At 54.3% G+C, this 17941-nt stretch carries 9 protein-coding genes and 1 pseudogene; all 10 read left to right on the top strand.

What is annotated here, in order from left to right:
* The first annotated feature begins 126 nt into the window (after positions 1-126).
* Positions 127-2112, top strand: coding sequence for an Eco57I restriction-modification methylase domain-containing protein (locus tag MTP37_RS06815; RefSeq protein WP_249236598.1), 1986 nt, complete (start codon positions 127-129; stop codon positions 2110-2112).
* Positions 2112-5420, top strand: coding sequence for a DEAD/DEAH box helicase family protein (locus MTP37_RS06820; RefSeq protein WP_249236599.1), 3309 nt, complete (start codon positions 2112-2114; stop codon positions 5418-5420). Before MTP37_RS06815 ends, MTP37_RS06820 begins: the two co-directional genes overlap by 1 nt.
* A 1625-nt stretch (positions 5421-7045) precedes the next feature.
* Positions 7046-8071, top strand: a complete 1026-nt coding sequence (locus MTP37_RS06825) for a hypothetical protein (RefSeq protein ID WP_249236600.1) — start codon at positions 7046-7048, stop codon at positions 8069-8071.
* A 76-nt stretch (positions 8072-8147) separates the two neighbouring features.
* Positions 8148-9510: pseudogene (locus tag MTP37_RS06830) on the top strand (virulence-associated E family protein).
* A gap of 212 nt (positions 9511-9722) precedes the next feature.
* On the top strand, positions 9723-9917 hold the full coding sequence (locus MTP37_RS06835) for an excisionase (RefSeq protein ID WP_249236601.1): 195 nt from the start codon (positions 9723-9725) through the stop codon (positions 9915-9917).
* Between the two features lie 127 nt (positions 9918-10044).
* Positions 10045-11199: a site-specific integrase gene (locus MTP37_RS06840; RefSeq protein WP_249236602.1), complete on the top strand. Its 1155-nt coding sequence runs from the start codon at positions 10045-10047 to the stop codon at positions 11197-11199.
* A gap of 438 nt (positions 11200-11637) precedes the next feature.
* Positions 11638-13233, top strand: coding sequence for a peptidoglycan D,D-transpeptidase FtsI family protein (locus MTP37_RS06845; protein ID WP_249236603.1), 1596 nt, complete (start codon positions 11638-11640; stop codon positions 13231-13233).
* A gap of 101 nt (positions 13234-13334) precedes the next feature.
* A complete protein-coding gene (secG, locus tag MTP37_RS06850) occupies positions 13335-13586 on the top strand; it encodes a preprotein translocase subunit SecG (RefSeq protein ID WP_249236604.1) in 252 nt (83 codons plus the stop codon).
* A 166-nt stretch (positions 13587-13752) separates the two neighbouring features.
* Positions 13753-15873, top strand: coding sequence for a ribonuclease R (gene rnr / locus MTP37_RS06855; protein ID WP_249236605.1), 2121 nt, complete (start codon positions 13753-13755; stop codon positions 15871-15873).
* A 217-nt stretch (positions 15874-16090) separates the two neighbouring features.
* On the top strand, positions 16091-17863 hold the full coding sequence (locus MTP37_RS06860; protein WP_249236606.1) for an oleate hydratase: 1773 nt from the start codon (positions 16091-16093) through the stop codon (positions 17861-17863).
* Positions 17864-17941 lie beyond the last annotated feature (78 nt).

The raw sequence follows: 17941 nt of genomic DNA on the forward strand, positions 1-17941 counted from the left end.
TCTATAAAAAGTGGTGTAAATATGCTAGACATGAACAAAAGTAGCAGTATAATACTAGTATAGGGCGAAACTAGTGAAATGATGCTACTTCCGCCGCAACGCTAAGGCAAAGCGAGGGAATCCCCGTTGGAACAACTGATCGACTTTCACGCACCGGAAGTGCAGGCGGTGCTGGATACACTTCTAAAAGACCGCTCCACCAGTAAAAACATCATCTGGGCCACCGACCCGCCGGAGGAACTGCAAACGGTGATGTACGAACCTGTCACGGATAGATCGCAGATCACCACCCAGCAGCTCGGGCTGACCCACTACGAGGTGGTGCTGCCCCGGATGATGAAGCAGACCGACACCCAGCAGCAGCGCACCCGCAAAAAGGGCGAAGTATTCTCGCCCGCATGGGTCTGCAACAAGATGAACAACGCACTGGACGCCGACTGGTTCCGTGGGCTGGGGGCAGAGGAGAGCGCCGGGCAGTTCACGGTGGAGCTGCCCCAAGGCTGGCAGACGGTAGAAACGCCGGTGCAGTTTCCGGTTTGCAAGGACAGGACCCCGGCATGGGTGCAGTATGTGCAGAGCCGCCGCTTGGAGGTGACCTGCGGCGAAGCCCCCTTTCTGGTGTCCCGGTACGATGCCGCCACCGGCGAGATGATCCCGGTAGCCCGGCGCATTGGCATTTTGGACCGCAAGTTGCGGGTGGTAAGCGAGAACGCCGCCACAGAGGACGAGTGGCGCAAATATGCCACCCATGCGGTGCAGTCTACCTACGGCTATGAGTATCAGGGAGATAATCTTTTGCTGGCGCGGGTCAACCTGCTGCTGACCTATGCAGAGCATCTGCAAGCCCGGTGGCAGCGCAAACCCACAAAAGAGGAACTGCAACCCATCGCCAACATCATCAGCTGGAACCTGTGGCAAATGGACGGCTTGCACCTGTCTGTGCCCGGCGGCAAGCCCCAGCCGGAGACAGAACAGCTTGACCTCTTTTCCATGTTCGGGGCGGCAGAGCCGCAGCCGCCAACGGTGTCCTGTAAAGTGAAAAACTGGCGCAAGGGCAGCCATGGAACCGCCCAGAACTTTGAAACCATTCAGGAAGGGAGTACCAGCATGAAGTTTGATTATGTTATCGGAAACCCGCCGTATCAGGATGAACGTCAAGGAACGAGTACAACAGCACTTCCAGTATATAATAATTTTATGGATGCTTCCTATAAAGTGGGAAGTTCGGTGATGCTGATTACCCCAGCTCGGTTTTTATTCAATGCAGGTCGAACACCAAAGCAATGGAATGAACAGATGCTCAATGATGAGCACCTGAAGGTTTTGTACTATGAAAAAGACGGTGAAAAAGTCTTTCCAAATACGGATATTAAAGGCGGCGTTGCAATTACATATCGTGACGAGAAACAATCTTATGGGGCAATAGGTACATTTACGATTTTTCCTGAACTGAATCTAATCTTGCGAAAGGTTAAAAATAAAATCGTCAAAGGAAACAGTCTGGCAGATATCATGTTCGTAGCATCAAAGTTTAATACGAACACACTATTTGACGACTTCCCGATATACGCTGGACATGAGAGAAGAATGTCTAGTAATGTTTTGACCTTTGATTGTTTTCATGAGGTCGAAGAAGAAAATGACATTTCAGTTTATGGCATAGTAAAAGGAAAACGACAGCATCGCTATATTAGTGCACGCTATGTTGATTTGACGGATACAAATATTGAACGCTACAAATTGATTCTTCCAAAAGCTGATGGAAACGGAACATTCGGCGATACATTGACAAATCCAGAGATTTTGCCGAAACGTTCAGGGTTTACGCATACATTTCTCGGCATTGGCAGCTTTATGACCGAGGTAGAAGCAAAAGCTGAAATGAAATATGTGAAAACAAAGTTTGCAAGAGCACTTTTGGGAGTTTTGAAAGTAACTCAGGATAATAATGCTGATAAATGGAAATACGTCCCCCTTCAAGACTTTACTGCCCATTCCGACATTGATTGGAGCAAGTCGGTGGCGGAGATCGACCAGCAGCTTTACCGCAAGTATGACCTGACTGCAGACGAGATCGAATTTATCGAGACCCATGTAAAGGAGATGGCATAATGGCTGGCATAACCCTGCGCACTGCCCGGCAGGTGGTGCCCATGATCTACGCCTATACCACCCCGGAAATTGCCCGGCACAACGGCTGGACGAAGATCGGCTACACCGAGCAATCGGTGGACAAACGCCTGAAACAGCAGACCCACACCGCCGATGTGCTGTTCCACGAGGAGTGGCGGGGCAATGCCGTCTACGATGACGGCAGCGGCGAGGTGTTCACCGACCACGATTTCCACGCCTACCTCCGCAAGCTGAACGTGGAGAACGACCGCAAAAACGAGTGGTTCCATCTGGATGGGCAGCAGTCCCGGCGGTATTTTCAGGATTTCCGCATGAACCGGGGCCGGGTGCAGCTGGATGCCGCCATCGCCTACACCCTGCGGGAGGAGCAGGCAAGGGCTGTCCACGACACCAAAATCTATTACCAGAGCCACCCCGGCGGGGAATACCTCTGGAACGCCAAGCCCCGCTTTGGCAAGACCCTTTCCGTCTACGATTTCTGCAAGCAGGTGGATGCACAGACGGTGCTCATCGTCACCAACCGCCCAGCCATCGCCAATAGCTGGTACAGCGACTATGTGCGCTTTCTGGGCAGGGAGTCCGGCTATCTGTTTGTCAGCCATGTGGATGCTCTTGCCGGGCAGCCCCATGTGCTGGACGAGCAGGGCTATCTGGATGCCGCCGCACAGGGCGAGGAGCTGTATAAGCGCATTGAGTTCGTCAGCCTGCAGGACATGAAAGGCTCCAAGTATTTCGGCGGCGAGTACGACAAGCTGCGCCACCTGACCGAGTTGAACTGGGATGTGCTGGTCATCGACGAAGCCCACGAGGGCGTGGACACCTACAAGACCGACCTTGCCTTTGACCGCATCCGCCGCAAGTTCACGCTGCACCTGTCCGGTACGCCCTTCAAGGCACTGGCAAACGATAAGTTTGCCGGGGATGCCATCTTCAACTGGACCTACGCCGACGAGCAGGCCGCCAAGCGGAACTGGCAGGGCGCACCGGGGCAGCAGAACCCCTACGCAAACCTCCCCATGCTCAACCTCTACACCTACCAGATGTCCGAGATCATCCGGGACGAGATCCAGCGGGGCGTGGAGATCGACGGCGAAACGCAGGAATTTGCCTTTGACCTGAACGAGTTCTTCAAGGTGAAGCCCAGCGGCAGCTTTGAGCATGAGGCCGAGGTGGACCGCTTTCTGGATGCCATGACCACCCAGAACAAATTTCCGTTTTCCACCCCGGAGCTGCGTGCCGAACTGAAGCACACCTTCTGGCTGCTGAACCGGGTGGACAGCGCCAGAGCGCTGGCGAAAAAGCTGCAGGCGCACCCGGTATTCCGGGACTATGAGGTGATCCTTGCCGCCGGTGACGGCAAGTTGGACGACACGGACGAGAACCAGAAGAGTTTTGACCGGGTAAAAGCCGCCATCGCACACCACGAAAAGACCATCACCCTGTCGGTGGGGCAGCTGACAACCGGTGTGACTATCCCGGAGTGGTCGGCGGTGCTGATGCTCTCCAACCTGAAAAGCCCAGCGCTGTATATGCAGGCGGCGTTCCGTGCCCAGAACCCCTGCCTTTTCCACGAAAATGGCACTTTCCGCCGCAAAGAGAACGCCTATGTGTTCGATTTTGACCCCGCCCGCACCCTGCTGATCTACGAGCAGTTCGCCAACGATCTTTCTCAGGACACCGCCAGCGGCAAGGGCGACACCGAGGAGCGCAAGGCGCACATCCAGAATCTGCTCAACTTCTTCCCGGTCATCGGCGAGGACGAGGAAGGGGAGATGATCCCGCTGGATGCAGAAAAAGTCCTCAGCATCCCCCGGAAGATCAAGTCCAAAGAAGTGGTGCGGATGGGTTTCCAGAGCAATTTCCTGTTCCAGAACATTTCCAACGTGTTCAGTGCCCCGCAGGAGGTGCTGGACATTCTGCAAAACTTCCAGCCTATCAGCGAAGCCAAGGCAAAGCCCATCCAGATCACCCCGGACACCGGCGCAGACCTCTCCCTGAACGACAAGGGCGAGGTAGACCTGGACGAGGGTTACGTCATCGGCAAGGCAGCGGATGTGTTCGGGGCGAAGATCTACGAAAGCACCCCGGCGCTGGACACCGCCCTGCAAGACCTGACCGATGCCCCGGCTCCTGCCAAAGAAGAGCATCTGGAACCCCTGAAAAAGAGCATCACCAAGGAGATCATCACCCCCATGGTGGAGCAGGCAAAGCAGGAGTATGGCCGCGACCTGAAGCTGTCCGACCAGAAGCGGTTTGAGAGCGCCGCCAAAGCCAAGATGGACGTGGCGGTGAACAAGGTGGTGGACAACTACCGCATCGACCAGAGCCAGTTGGAGACCCAGCGTACCCAGCAGTTACAGAACTGCACCACCGCCCAGCAGCGCCAGCAGGTGAACCGGGAGTTTGACGCAAAGCAGCAGCAGAGCACCGCCGCCCTCATGGAGACGCTGCAAACCACCATCCAGCAGACGGCGCAGGAGATGCAGCAGACCATCGTGCGCACCGTGGAGACCAACCAGAAGGAGCAGGAGAAAAAGGGCTACGAGGACACCGTCCGTGACCATCTCCGGGGCTTCTCCCGCACCATCCCGTCCTTCCTCATGGCCTACGGCGACGAGACCGTGACACTGGCAAACTTTGACCGGATCATCCCGGACAAGGTCTTTCAGGAGGTCACCAGCATTACGCTGGAACAGTTCCGCTTTTTGCGGGACGGTGGACCGTACATCAACCAGACTACCGGACAGGAGGAGCATTTTGCAGGTCACCTGTTCGACCCAGTGGTGTTTGACGATTCGGTGAAGGAGTTTCTGAACCTGAAGGTCAAGCTGGCGGATTACTTTGACGAGAGCCGCACCGAGGATATCTTCGATTACATCCCGCCCCAGAAAACCAACCAGATCTTCACCCCCAAGTGGGTGGTGAAAAAGATGGTGGACTTGCTGGAACAGGAAAACCCCGGCTGCTTCGATGACCCCGGCAAGACCTTCCTGGACCCCTACATGAAGTCCGGCCTGTACATTACGGAAATCGTCAAGCGCCTTTACCGCAGCGAGAAGATGCGGCAAGCCTTCCCGGACGATAACGCCCGGCTGGAACATATCTTTGCCAAGCAGGTCTATGGCCTTGCTCCGACCGAGATCATCTACCGTATTGCCATCAGCTACATTCTGGGCTTTGCAAAGGGTCACGGCATCACCGCCCACCATATCCGTCAGGCGGATACGCTGGAATTTGCCAAGGCGGGCACCATGGAAAGGGAACTAGATAAGATTTTCAGAGACTGACAAATAGAATACAAAAACCAAAGGCGGCTGTCTGCATGGGTGCAGATGGCTGCCTTTTTTGTGCTATTCGCGCAACTTTTATGGAAATTTGTTGAAATGGTTATTTTTTGGCCTTTCTCGCCGGCTACCTATTGAGAGGACTTTTTCAAAGTGGGTACTTATGACAACTTTATTACAAAGAGCTGTCAATGGGTGTCAAGTGACCTTTCTCGATGCCTACCAAGTGAGAGCATCTTTTTCAAGGTTGCTTCAGCCTTGAATACTTCCGTCGTGGCGAATTGCCGGTTTTCAATGGTCACTCGACCAACCAACGATATTTTAACTCGGCGCTTGCTTCAACTATATTTTCTAAGAACTTTTTAACAAATTTCTTTTTCGGGTAACAAAAAGCCCTTTTTCGATGCCTACCAAGTAGAGGGATAATTTTTCGGAAGCCCTAAATTCCGAGGATTTTCTATAAAAATCTGCTCCTTGAAAACAGAATAGTTCAATCGTCCGGTACTTCACAAAAGGTACTTCTGTAATTCGCAGCCCGGCCATAACGAAGGCGGGGTGGCTGAAATGCCAATGGTGCGGTGCAAGCCCGCCGCCGGACGATTCCCCACTCCTAGGGTGCCGAGGGCGAATATGGGAGACCTTAACATATTAAGCAGACCAGTGTGCTGATCTGCAATTGAGAGGACTGGCGAATACGCTGGTTCTCGATACATATTGAAGCCGGACGAGCTGTTCTTCTGGACAGCTTGCCCGGTGCAGGAGTGCAGAGGACGCAGTTCTTTGCCCCAGTGATATGATGCTGTGCGTCATATCCTACTAGGTATTATCTGGCGCAAAACGGCGGCAGATCCAGCAGCTCCACTGCTGCGTTCTCCCACGCCAAGCTGTTGAAATGAAAGAAGCTCCTGCTAAACCTTATACCAAAATCAGGAAAAAGTAATCAAAACGGGTTCACCTAGGGGCCAATAATAGGCCTGCGAAGCCCACGACTTTAGTGATTTCAGGTGCTATGATAATTGCAGAGATACAGCATCTTAATGATTTTCCGCAAAGAAAGAATAGCGATGCAACAAGAAATGGGAACGATGCTTCCTACTTTCACTGAAAATTAGGAACTCACAGTTCCTGTTCGACTATGAGTTTCTCTGTTATACTTTTCTTGCAGAGCGAAAGCAAACTCTTCTAAGCAGAAAGCGACAAACGCCATGATCTCCCACTGAGGGAAGGAGCGGTAGGCCACTTTCTTTGCAGTATAACAAACACATAAATCCTTTTCCGAAAGGATTACCTCTCGATTCCGAGAGAAGATTTCAAGACACGGTCTTGAAATGCGAGACCCGTTGCTTAGAAGAATTGTATCACTCCTGTGATTTGATCGCACGAGTGGCCGTACACAAAAAATACAGGAAAAGAGGGATGTCTATCTGAAATTAACACGACACAACGGACGAGCCGGAACCCACGGCACTTACAACCCCAAGCACAACGACCGCAGTTTCAATCTTGCCAACAGTGAGCACATCGACCCGGAACGAGCCAAAGGCAACATCTACTGGGACTGCTTCCACGGCTTCCGATCGGCTCTCAATCCGCAAGACCCGGACGATCTGGGGGCGACCTTCTCGGATGTGGAACGGCAATTCTATGAGAGCCGCTATTCCAACTTTGTGGAAAGCCAGAACGAGCGCAACGCCAAGATCCGGCACACGGAGCGCAACCGCTCCATTCTTGACCTGCTGTCCAGCCGCAAGACCTGCCCGGAAGAGACCATCTACCAACTTGGAACGTTGGATGAACACGCTTCGGCAGAGGACTTGCTGAGCGTCGTCACAGAGTTCATCGAGGAGTTCAAGGCCAAGTATAGCGACCACGTTCATGTGCTGGACTGGGCGCTGCATCTGGATGAAAGCACACCGCATATCCATGAGCGTCATGTATTCGACTGCGAGAACAAATACGGCGAGGTGGCACCCCAGCAGGAAAAGGCATTGGAAGCATTGGGCTTCGACCTGCCTGACCCAAACAAGCCTCTCAGCCGCCGCAACAACCGCAAGATCGCCTTTGATGCCGCCTGCCGGAAAATGCTGTTCGAGATTGCAAAACGGCACGGGCTGGAACTGGAGGAAGAAGCGGAGTACGGAAACCGCAAATATCTGGAAAAGCAGGATTTCATCCTTGCCAAGCAGAAGGAGCGGCTTGCCGCCCAGCAGAACAAGCTGGACAAGCTGACCCTGAAAGTTTCGGACATGGAGACCCTGCTGGAAGATGTTTCGGCTGCGGCCTATGACAAGGCGGTGGAGGTCGTGACCGACGTGGTGCGCACCGAGACCCGCAAGGAGGATATGCGGATGATCGAGGACACGAAGAAGTGGGTGCTGTCCCCGGAGCGCAAGGCTCCGCAGGCCACGAGAGAATACGCCGCCCGTCGGTTGGATACCGTGCTGGACAAGTTCCTCAAGACCATGCAGACCACTGCCACTCGCTTGCAGGAAAAACTCCTGAGACCGGAAATCCGGCAGAAAGGCAAGGAACAGGTCAAGGAGAAAGCACGGGATTCCGTTTTGCAACTGCTAAGCCGATTGCAGGCAGAGCAGACACAGCGGAAGCCATCTGTCCCGCCTACCGCCGAAAAGTCAGAAAATCGTTTTCAATAATAGTACGAGGTGATGTTTATTGAGCAAAGAAGTCAACGAAGAACGTACTCCCAGAACCGTTGAAGATGTGAAAGAGATGCTGACCAAGCACTCCAACGGAGAGATCCAGCGGACGATCCAAAACTGCATCACGATTTTGCAGAATGACCATGTGCTTGCCGATGCCATCCGGCTGAACCTGTTGAGCGAGCGCATTGACATTGTAAAGCCCGTGGGCTGGCCGAGATCTGGCAAGACGCTGAACGACACCGATATGAAGTATATCCTGCGGCGAATGGAGAAGTACGGCATCTCCAGCGAAAAGAAAATCGAATCTGCTATCCGTATTGTTGCAAACGAGAACCGCTACCATCCCATCCGAGATTACCTGAACGGCCTGCAATGGGACGGCACGGAACGGATAGCCCACGTCTTGCACCATTTTCTCGGTGCTGCGGAGGACGAGTACACTTGCGAAGCCATGAAGATCTTCTTGCTGGGAGCCATCAAGCGAGTATTCCAACCGGGATGCAAGTTTGAAACTATGCTCTGTCTGGTGGGTGGGCAAGGGTGCGGGTCGCCAGTGGCGACCTCAAAATGCTGCAAGCATTTTGAAGCACCGACCGAGCCGACAGGCGAGACCGGGGAAGTCCACCTTTTTTCGACTGCTGGCCGTTAAGGACGAGTGGTTCTCGGACGACCTGCGGCGACTGGACGACGACAACGTGTACCGCAAACTGCAAGGACACTGGATCATCGAAATGTCGGAGATGATTGCCACCGCCAACGCCAAGAGCATCGAGGAGATCAAGAGCTTTCTCAGCAAGCAGAAGGAAACCTATAAAGTCCCCTACGAGACCCATCCTGCCGACCGTCTGCGCCAGTGCGTCTTTGCTGGCACGACCAATCGGCAAGATTTTTTGCCCCGTGACCGCACGGGCAACCGCCGCTTTATCCCTGTCCCAGTGGATGCGGAACTGGCCGAGGTGCACATTCTGGACAACGAGGAAGATTCCCGCACCTATATCGACCAGCTCTGGGCAGAAGCTATGACCATCTACAACAGAGGCAACTACAAGCTGGCGTTCAGCCCCGCTATGCAGGAAACGCTGCAAGCCCACCAACAGGACTTCATGCAGGAGGATGCGCAGGCTGGCATGATCTACGCCTTTCTGGAGGACTACACGGGTGACCGGGTGTGTTCCAAGCAGCTTTACGCGGAAGCACTGGGCAACACCAACATTCCGGCAGAATGGGAGACTCGTGCTATCTGCGAGATCATGAATACGGGAATTTCGCGCGGCGATATCCAAGGCTGGCAGGCGCACAAGACCGCCAAGCGTTACCTGAAGTACGGCGTTCAGAAAGGCTGGGAGCGCGTAACCAGCCCCGAAACCGGGGCTGAAAATTTCTCTGAAATAATGGATGCGGAAGCCCAGCAGATGGGCTTTCCCTTCTGATGGACACCGGTTACACGTCTGGTTACAAATTCGGTTACGCTGCAGTTACACCGAAAAATCCGCATGATTGCTGCGTTTTCCGCTTTCTGTAACCATGTAACCTTAAAAAGATAAGAAAAAGTATAAAGTCCACCGAATGCCCTGTGTGCAGAAAAAGTGAGTTTTCCTGCCAGGTTACAGGCGTTCGGTTACAAGGAATTGGAGGTCTGCCTATGAAAGACGTCCCTATTTGGGAAAAGAGCAATTTGACGCTGGAAGAAGCTGCGGCTTACTCCGGCATTGGCATTAACAAACTGCGTGAAATTACGAATGAAGATAAATGCAAATTCGTCCATTGGGTGGGAAACAAGCGTCTGATTAAACGTCGCCTGTTCGATTGCTTTGTCGAGCAAGCATATTCTATTTGAGAGGTTGCCAAAGGCTGCAAATGTGAAACCGTCCTTTTCTCGTTCGCTGCGGGTGGAAATCGCATGGTTGATGTGTTATACTGACACTGACCTTATAGATGCGCTTTTCACAGAAAGGAGTTTCTAAATGTCTGAAAAGCGCAAAGATAGCAAGGGTCGTGTTTTGAAGGATGGCGAAAGCCAAAGAGCAAACGGCACCTACGACTATCGTTATACCGATATCCACAAGAAACGGCGTTGTATTTACGCTAAATCCCTGACAGAGCTGCGGAAAAAAGAGGAAGAACTGTGGCGCGATCTGGCAGACGGCATCGACTACGTCGCCGGAGAGATGACGGTGGCTGATCTGGTTGACCGCTATATGAACCTGAAACGTGGGTTGAAACCCAATTCACTTCGGTCGTACAACACAGCGGTCAAGCGGATTCATGCTGACCCTTTCGGGCAAAAAGCCATCAAAACGGTAAAATTGTCCGATGCGAAAGGCTGGTTCGTGTTTCTGCATGACAGCGGTTTCAAGCAAAACACCATAGGAATCCTGCAAAGCGTTGTCAGACCGGCATTCGAGATGGCGGTAGAGGATGACATTATCCGCAAGAATCCATTCAAGTTCAAACTGTCCGATGTTGTGCCGAAGGACGCTTATGTGCGTGATGCACTGACCAGAGAGCAGCAGGAGAAATATCTGCAATTCGTTCAGGACTATGGCGGCAACTATTATGATGATATCGTCATTCTTATGGGAACCGGCTTGCGCGTGAGCGAGTTGTACGGCCTGACACGAGCAGATATCGACTTTGAACGGCACTGCATCCATGTGCGGCGGCAGCTTTGCCGGACGGCTGAAAAGCCCTACTTCGTCACGCCGCCGAAAACCAAAAGCGGCATCCGCAATGTTCCCATGACGGATACTGTTCGAGCAGCGCTGTTGCGTGTGGTAAAAGCCAGAGCATCTACGAAGGTGGAAGCACTAGTGGATGGTTGCAGCGGATTTCTCTTTCTGGACAAGTCCGGAATGCCGAAGGTGGCAATGCACTTGGAAAACTATATGCGTGGTGTGCAGGGAAAGTTTGAGAAGGCGTACGGAAAACCTGTTCCGCGCATTACACCTCATGTGCTGCGACACACCTTCTGCACCAATGTTCAGCAGGCCGGGCTGGATGTAAAAAGCCTGCAATACCTGATGGGACACTCTAATGCCAGTGTGACGTTGGATGTCTACACGCACAGCAGCTTTGAATCGGTTGAAAGGGCCTTTGAACAGATCGCCGGCAACCTGTGATTTTCGACGTATGAAGCGGAATTGCTTACGCCGAAACTTACGCCAAAACTTACGCCAATCACCTGGTAAGTGGCGTAGATTTGCGTAGAAAAGCGTGGATCGTGCAAAAACGGAGAATCCGGAAAAATCGGTTTATGGCCTTGATAATTCTACAAAAGTCTACGTTTCCCGATATTCGTGATTCGGCTCCAAAAGTGTGGTTTGGAAGGGCGGCATGTACTAAGCCTCAAAAGCGTCTTGCGCGAATAAACAGCATGAAGGAGACGGATCTTCTTTGGAGGGTCCGCCTCCTTTTTTAGTTAAAAATTGCTTCGGATTACATTCGCAGTTAGCATAAAACAGCATCTCTGCGTCAGAAACGGAGACGGCCCAAGATGGTATGATCGCATATTCAGCTGCTGTTCCGCCCACCCTTATAAAAAGAGGAGGCGGAATTTTATGTCCGGCAAGAGGGTTCTGGCGCTGTATGCGGCCATTCTGTTCAGCTTTGCAGTGATTTTGTGCCGCCTGTATTTTCTGGCACAGAACCAGACTTATGCAGCCCGCGCCAAAGCGCAAAGCGCGGTTCGGCTTGCGCTGCCTGCACGGCGTGGAAATTTTTACGATCATACCGGTGCACTGCTCACCGGGCTGGAAACGCAATATCTGGCCCTCTGCTTTCCGGGTGAAAACAGCTATTCCCGCCTGTATGCCTATACCGATGAGGACGGGCAGGCACTTTTGTACCGGAATCGGAATCGTTCCATGCCATTTCTGCTAAGGGTGGAGCGTGATCTTTACTGGCAGGGAGTGTCGTGCTATCCGTTTGCCCGGCGGTATGCGTCAGCACCGCTGTGCCAGCAGCTGATCGGATATCTGGATGGCGAAGGCCATGGAGCTGCCGGACTGGAAAAAGCACTGGACAAGCTGCTGACCGGGACGGGGGAACATGACGTCCTGCTGTGCGCTGTCACCGCTCAGGGACAGCTGCAAGCCGGAGAAACACCGCAGTATCTCCGGCAGGACAGCAAGGCTGTGGGGGTGCAGCTGACCATTTCGCGTCAAATGCAGCGCGCAGCGGAAGCGGTAGCAGTGGAGACTATGACCAGCGGGTGCATTTTGGTTCTGGATACAGCTTCTGCCGCCGTGCGGGCCAGCGTCAGCATGCCGGGCTATGACCCGGATAACCTTGCCGCCAGTCTGGACGCACCTGACAGCCCATTCCTGAATCGCGTGTTGGAATGCTATACCGTCGGCTCGGTGTTCAAGCCGGTGCTGGCAGCGGCGGCACTGGAACAGGGCGCTTTTCCGGAATATGAGTGTACGGGTGCCGCAGTGATAGATGGACAGACCTTCCGCTGCGCAGGCGGTGTGCCGCATGGGCAGATCGGACTAGAAGAAGCACTGGAAAAAAGCTGTAATGGCTATTTTGTACGGCTGGGGCAGCAGCTGGGTGCGGAGAATTTACTGCAAGCGGCGCAGCGTTTTGGATTTGGGCAGGAGATAAGCTTGGCAGGAAATCTGCATGCTGCATCCGGGAACCTGCCGGGCGCAGCCGAACTTGCCCAGAGCGGTCAGCTTGCCAATTTCAGCTTTGGGCAGGGCAGCCTGCTGGCATCACCGGTGCAGATCGCCGCCATGATGAATGCCATCGCCTCCGGCGGGGTGTACCACACACCGTTTTTTCTGGAATGCACGGTTGACGAAACCGACGGTACACCGCTGGAAACGCTTGCGCATCCACAGTCGAGGCGGGTGATGAGTGCGGAAAATGCAGCGCTTCTGCGTGAAATGCTTTGTCAGGTGGTGGAAGAGGGCACTGCACAGGATGCTGCAGAGCTGGAAGACGGTGCGGGCGGCAAGACCGGCACGGCTCAGACCGGACAGTTTGATGCAGGCGGAACAGAACGCAAGAATCTGTGGTTTGCAGGCTTTTACCCGGCAGAAAAGCCCCGCTGGACGGTGATCGTGCTGCAGGACGGGCAGACCGAAACGGCCTATTCCAGTGCAGCCATCTTTGCCCGGCTGTGCGCCATGCTTCGTACTCTGGCGTAAAATGCGCGGTTTTTGCTTGCTTTTTCACGCTTGTTATGCTACTATATATTTGTATTTTTGCGTGGTTTTCATTGAATTATAATAAAGGAGCGTTTCAATCCATGTCTGTTATCGAAATTGTTGGCGGTGTGATCCTGCTGGTCGCTTCGCTCGTCATCGTCCTTCTCACTCTGATGCAGCACACGCATGGTCAGGGCCTTTCCGGTGCGATCAATGGCAGCGTGGGCGGTGCAAACAATGCCCGCCTGACCCCGGCTGACCAGATGCTGGCCAAGGTGACCCGCATTGCAGGTGTCGTTTTCTTTGTGGTCGCTATTCTGGCATGTCTGTTTGCAGGCCGTCTGGCAGGCTGAAAAGGTTCGTGCAGCCCCGTGTAAAGGACGGGGCTGTTTTTCTGTATTATGATAGGATGTCGGCGGAAGTCTGACCGCCGGGCAGGGTGGGGCAGTTGGCCCACAACCGGCAGCGCTGCGGCACGTTGGAGGCTGCGGCCATGGAAGAGCAAGGAGAAAGATTATTATGGCAATGCGCGATAAAATTGAGCACGCGATCCAGAATCAGCCGTGCACAGTTAAAGACCTTAAGGCAAAGTTCGGCGGGGACCGCAGTGCGGACCGCAAGGTGATGGAGGCTGTGGACCAGCTGGTGCACGAGGCAGTCATCTGCCAGCGTCAGGGCGTGTTCTTTACGGTGCGTTCTGGCCGTGCAGACAAGGCTCTGCTGTGCAAGGTGGTCAAACTGGGCAAAAATTTTGCCTTTGTAATGCTGGAGGACGGCACCAGCGATATCTTTATCCCGGGCCGCTTTACCCGCGGTGCAATGCCCGGTGACATGGTGCTTGTGGAAAAGTTTGAGCATCCCCGTGTGGAGGGCAGCGATGAAGGCGAGATCCTTGCCATTCTGGAAGAGAAAAATTCTCTGGTGGGCACTGCCCGCCGTATCGAGGGCCGCTTGAAATTCGTACCGGATGACTGCCCGGCCATCTCCATGCAGCTGATGCGTGACTGCGAGGGCGGCGCAAAGGACGGCGACAAGGTGGCCGTGGAGATCCTGCAGCGCGGCAACCGTCAGGAAGATCACCGTGTGGGCGTTGCCATGCGGTTCGGCAATTCGGATGAAGCCAAGCGCTGCGCCAAGGCCCTGCTCTATGCGCAGGATATCCGCAGCCGCTTCCCGGATAAAGTCCGCGATGAAGCCAAGAAGCTGGAGAATGCCGAGGTCTCTGAAAAGGACACCGAGGGCCGCATGGATCTGCGTGCACTGCCCATCTTCACCATTGACAGTGCCGAGACCAAGGATATCGATGATGCTATCAGCCTGACCAAGACCCCGGAAGGCGGCTTTGAGCTGGGTGTCCACATCGCGGATGTTTCCAACTATGTCAAGCCCGGCACCGAGCTGGATAACGAGGCATTCAACCGTGCTACCAGCGTCTACTATGCCGATCAGGTCGTTCCCATGCTGCCCAAGCAGCTCTCCAACGGCATCTGCAGCCTGAACGAGGGTGCGCTGCGTCTGGCGTTCTCCTGCCTGATGCGTCTGGACAAGGATGGCAACCTGACCGACTATCGCTTTGCGAAAACGGTCATCCGCAGCCGCGTCAAGGGTGTTTACTCCGAGATCAATGCTCTGCTTGCCGGCAGCGCAGACGACGAGCTGAAGGGCAAGTACCACGAGGTGCTCAGCCAGCTGCCTGCTATGAAGGAGCTGTATGGCCACCGTGCCCGCCTGCGCAAGGAGCGCGGCTGCATGGACATTGAGAGCGGCGAGGTAAAGCTGATCCTGGACGAGGATGGCCACTGCATCGACGTGAAGAAGCGCACTTCCGGCGAGAGCGAAGCCATGATCGAGGAGTTCATGCTGCTGGCCAACCAGTGCGCCGCCCACTTTGCCCGCGTGAAGCAGATCCCCTTTGTGTACCGTGTGCATGAGGAGCCCAATGCCGAAAAACTGGAACGCCTGCACACCCTGCTGCAGGCCTGCGGCATCAACGACCACTTTGCCAAGGATGTGCCCACCCCCAAGGAACTGAGCGCGATCCTGGAAGGTGTGCGCGGCGGCCCGTATGAGCAGATCATTAATACCGGGATGCTGCGCTGCATGTCCAAGGCTGTATATGAGGAAAAGCCCAAAGGCCACTACGGTCTGGTCCTGCAGGACTACGCACACTTTACCAGCCCCATCCGCCGCTATCCGGATCTGGCCATCCATCGCATCATGACGGCTCAGCTCAAGGGCATCGATAAGGAGACCATGGTGCTGCGCTACAGTGACTTTGCCGAAAAAGCAAGCAAGCAGTCCAGCGAACGCGAGGTCATCGCCATGCAGATCGAGCGCAAGGCAGAGGATTGCTATAAGGCCGAATACGCCCGCCGCCATCTGGGCGAGTGCTACGAAGGCCGCATTTCCGGCGTGACCCAGCGCGGTCTGTTCATCGAACTGGAAAACGGCGTGGAGGGCTTTGTGCCCGCTTCCAGCCTGACCCCTTCCGGCACCATGCTCACCGAGGGCATCCGCCTGTCCGACCCGGTCTCCGGCAAAAACTGGAGCCTTGGCGACACCATGATGATCACCATCGTGCGCGCAGACGTCAATCTGGGCAAGATCGATTTTGAAGTTGCTCCGGCAAACGTAAAATAAGCTGTTTTTCCCGAAGGAGAAAGGACCAGTCCGGTTCTTCCTCCTTCTTTTTTTGTCACATTTTAGACGTATTTCCAGCAAAACAGGATGATTGTATAAAGTTTATACACGGATGAAAATTTGTTTGTTGTTTGCTGCGTCTGCGCAGGGTATACTGTTGCCATAAGGACGGCGCAAGGATGCCGAAAAACGCAATAAAAAGCAGGGAGGCTTTTCTATGTACTATTCCAGTGGCAACTATGAAGCTTTTGCAACCCCTAAAAAGCCGGAGGGTGTCGATCATAAATCCGCTTATATCATCGGTTCCGGTCTGGCAGCACTGACGGCTGCCTGCTATCTGGTCCGTGACGGTCAGATGAAGGGTGAGCATGTGCATGTGTTCGAGAAAGACCCCATCCCCGGCGGTGCCTGTGATGGCTATAAGTACGACATCGGTTATGTGATGCGCGGTGGCCGCGAGATGGACAACCATTTTGAGGTAATGTGGGATATGCTGCGCTCCATCCCGTCTCTGGAGACCGAGGGAGCCAGCGTGCTGGATGAATATTACTGGCTGAACAAGGAAGACCCCAACTACTCTCTCTGCCGCGCTACCGTGGACCGCGGTCAGGACGCCCACACCGATGGTAAGTTCGGCCTGTCCGATAAGGGTGCCATGGAGATCATGAAGCTGTTCTTTACCCCTGACGAGCAGCTGCAGGATAAGAAGATCACCGACTTCTTTGACGATGAAGTGCTGAACTCCAACTTCTGGCTGTACTGGCGCACCATGTTTGCCTTTGAAAACTGGCACAGTGCTCTGGAAATGAAGCTCTATCTCAAGCGCTATATCCACCATATCGGCGGCCTGCCGGATTTCACCGCCCTGCGTTTTACCCGCTACAACCAGTACGAGTCCATCATCCTGCCCATGGTCACTTACCTGAAGGATCACGGCGTGCAGTTCCACTATGAGACCAAGGTCGTGGACGTGAAATTTGATATCAATGGCAAGCGCAAGCAGGCAAGCAGCGTGGTCGTGGAGCATGCGGGGGAGACCAGCACCATCGACCTGACCGAGAACGATCTGCTGTTCATCACCAACGGCGGCTGTGTGGAGAGCTGCACCGTGGGTGCGCAGGACAAGGCTGCAGGCTTTGACCCCACCATCAAGCCGGGCAACGGCTGGGATCTGTGGAAAAAGATTGCTGCACAGGATCCCGCTTTCGGCCATCCCGAGAAGTTCTGCTCCGACCCGGAACATTCCAACTGGGAGAGCGCTACCATTACAACTCTGGACGACAAGATCCCGCAGTATATCCAGAAGATCTGCAAGCGTGACCCGTTCAGCGGCCACACCGTCACCGGCGGCATCGTCACCGTTAAGGACTCCAACTGGCTGCTCAGCTGGACACTGAACCGCCAGCAGCAGTTCCGCGACCAGCCTAAGAACCAGCTGTGTGTCTGGGTCTACGGTCTGTTCAGCGACAAGCCCGGCAACTATGTCAAGAAAGCTATGCGTGACTGCACCGGCAAGGAACTGTGCATGGAGTGGCTGTACCACATCGGCGTGCCCGAGGCTCAGATCGAGGAGCTGGCAGAGCACAGCGCAAACACCGTGCCTGTGATGATGCCCTATATCGACGCCTTCTTTATGCCCCGTGCCATGGGCGACCGCCCCGATATCGTGCCCGAGGGCGCTGTGAACTTTGCCTTCCTCGGCCAGTTTGCCGAAACCGCCCGCGACACCATCTTCACCACCGAATACTCCATGCGCACCGGTATGGAGGCCGTGTACACCCTGCTGAACATCGACCGCGGCGTGCCCGAGGTCTGGGGCAGCACCTACGACGTGCGCGCTCTGATCGATGCAACGGTCAAGCTGCGCGACGGCAAGAAGATCACCGACATGGATCTGCCGCTGATCCCGCGCCTTGCCATGAAGGAAGCTCTGAAAAAAATCGAGGGTACTGACCTTGAAAAATTCCTCAAGGAATACAATGCCATCTGATTCGGTTCTCCGTTTCGTTTTTGGATCCCCCTAAAATCAGGCCCGCATTTGTAAGTCAGCGACTGACTGCAAGTGCGG

It is taken from the genome of Faecalibacterium sp. HTF-F, from assembly GCF_023347535.1.
In the GTDB taxonomy this organism is placed as follows: domain Bacteria; phylum Bacillota; class Clostridia; order Oscillospirales; family Ruminococcaceae; genus Faecalibacterium; species Faecalibacterium wellingii.